Raw genomic sequence first — 2,100 nt, 5'->3', positions numbered from 1 at the left:
GTGGGGTGTGGGGTGTGGGGTGTAGGGTGTGGGAAGTGTGGGAAGTGTGGGAAGCGTCGGAGGACACTCGAAGATTTTTTTCTCCCTCAGCTCTTTTCTCTCCCTCAGCCCCCTCAGCTCCCTCAGCTCTCTTACTCTGCTCCCTGCTATACAGCAGAGTCCGAATCAAAATATTTAAGTCTAAATTACCGCGCCAGTCTAAGTAACCGCAGGAACCATAAAACAAGCTGCGGCGCACTGGCTCCAATTCTTCAATAATTTCCATGCAACGGACTTTGGGACAGCCAGTAATTGTCCCCCCAGGAAACGCGGCGCGAATTAAATCGATCGCATTGTATTCTGGTTTAAGCGTGCCAGTAATATTACTCACAAGATGCATGACGTGACTGTATCGCTCGATCGCTAATAATTCATCGACGACGACAGAACCCCATTCGCAAACGCGCCCTAGATCGTTACGTTCCAAATCTACGAGCATGATATGTTCGGCAATTTCCTTAGTATTGCTTAACAACTCTTGAGCTAAATCGCAGTCTTGTGCGGGAGTGGCTCCCCGCGATCGCGTACCTGCAATTGGTCTGGTTTGGACTTGACGATCGCGTAATTGTACTAATCTTTCTGGCGAACAGCTAATGACTGCTCCCCAAGGAGTCTGCCAATAACTAGCAAAGGGAGACGGATTAATTTGTTGCAGTGCTTGATAAATTTGCCAACTACTGGCGATCGTGCTGGTTTCAAATCGCAAAGAAAGATTTGCCTGAAAAATGTCTCCAGCTTGAATGTACTTTTTTGCTCGGCAGACAGCCGTTTCGTATTCTTCTTGGGTAGTGAGTAGTGAATGGGTAATTGGTAATTGGTAATTGGTTGTTGGTTGTTGGTTGTTGGTTATTGGTTTTGAATTTTGACTTTTGACTTTTAAATTTTCAAGTCGTTCTTGTAGCTCGTTTAGCTGCTGTCGTGCAGAGACAGCTAGCCACAATATTTGTTCTGAGTGGTCGAGAACGGCAAAACATTCAGGTTCGTACCAATAAGCTGTAGGAAATGGTAAGGGATCTGATTTTACATAGGGTAACTTTTCAATCTCCCAAGCCAGATCGTACCCCAACCAACCCAACCACCCTCCAGTGAAAGGGAGGGAGTCGGGAATCGTAGGGGCGGGTTTAGAAAAAGATTCACGGCTTCCATCAATAGATTTTTGCTTCATACCCGCTCGTACAGGGGAGTCGGGGAATTTTGACTTTTGACTTTCGACTTTTGAATTTTGAATTGCTCCCTTACATTCCAATAGCTGCTGCAAGAATGGCAAAATCTCCCCGACGGGTGGTGTCCACAGTTGCGGCTGTCCGTCGATAATGCGGGGTGTGCCAGCACAGATAGAGTAACGCGCCAGTTGAGAACGGTCTTGAGATATTGGAGCAGGACTCTCTAGTAGAGTTGCGATCGCGTCTGGATTATCATCAGGGCGAAATAGGGCTGCAAATACTTCAGAACCGCTACGTTGTTCTAAAGGAAGCGATCGCCAATACCAAGGCTGCATGGGTTTCATTTCAAACCTCATTACCCCAAGTTAGACGTATTCCCCAAAATGCAACCAAACACACCAAGGCAATCCAGTCTCTAGTAGTAAAACGCAGCTGATGCCATTGGACGCGATGAGTATTCGGAGTGGTAAATCCCCTCACTGTCATCGCTTTAGCCATTTGCTCGGCTCTCAGAAGTAAGTTTTCTAACAATCGTTCTGCCACTACCATCCACACCCGCAATGCTCCCTTGATGCCTAGCTTTTTCCAATTTATTGCCCGGGTTCGCACGGAACGAATCAGATTTTGCACTTCTTCCATCACCAGGGGAATAAATCGCAATGACAGCGTTAGAGTCAGCGCAATTTCAGTTACGGGCAATTTAAACCGTCGCAAAGGTAGCATCAAGCTTTCCAAACCTGCAGTAATTTCTTCTGGTGCGGTTGTGAGTAAATATAAATTCGTGCTGTAAATCAAAGTAAACAGGCTCGTACTCAAGCGTAATGCCAGCTCGACCGAGCGGCGCGTTACCGTAATTATCCAATATTGAAATAAGACGTATTGGTAGTTGGTAGTTGGT

2 protein-coding genes are annotated in these 2,100 nt (G+C 46.5%); both read right to left on the bottom strand.

Annotation, left to right across the window (positions count from 1 at the left end; translation table 11 throughout):
- The coding region (locus tag C7Y66_RS30395; protein ID WP_106548376.1) for an anthranilate synthase component I at positions 1 to 1,546 on the bottom strand (1,546 nt) is incomplete at its 3' end.
- Position 1,547: 1 nt separating this feature from the next.
- Positions 1,548 to 2,100 (bottom strand): energy-coupling factor transporter transmembrane protein EcfT (locus C7Y66_RS30390; RefSeq protein ID WP_146149923.1); only part of this gene is annotated, 553 nt, incomplete at its 5' end.

Source organism: Chroococcidiopsis sp. CCALA 051 (assembly GCF_003015105.1).
Lineage (GTDB): Bacteria > Cyanobacteriota > Cyanobacteriia > Cyanobacteriales > Chroococcidiopsidaceae > Chroococcidiopsis > Chroococcidiopsis thermalis.
This window is presented reverse-complemented; position numbering and strand designations above follow the sequence as displayed.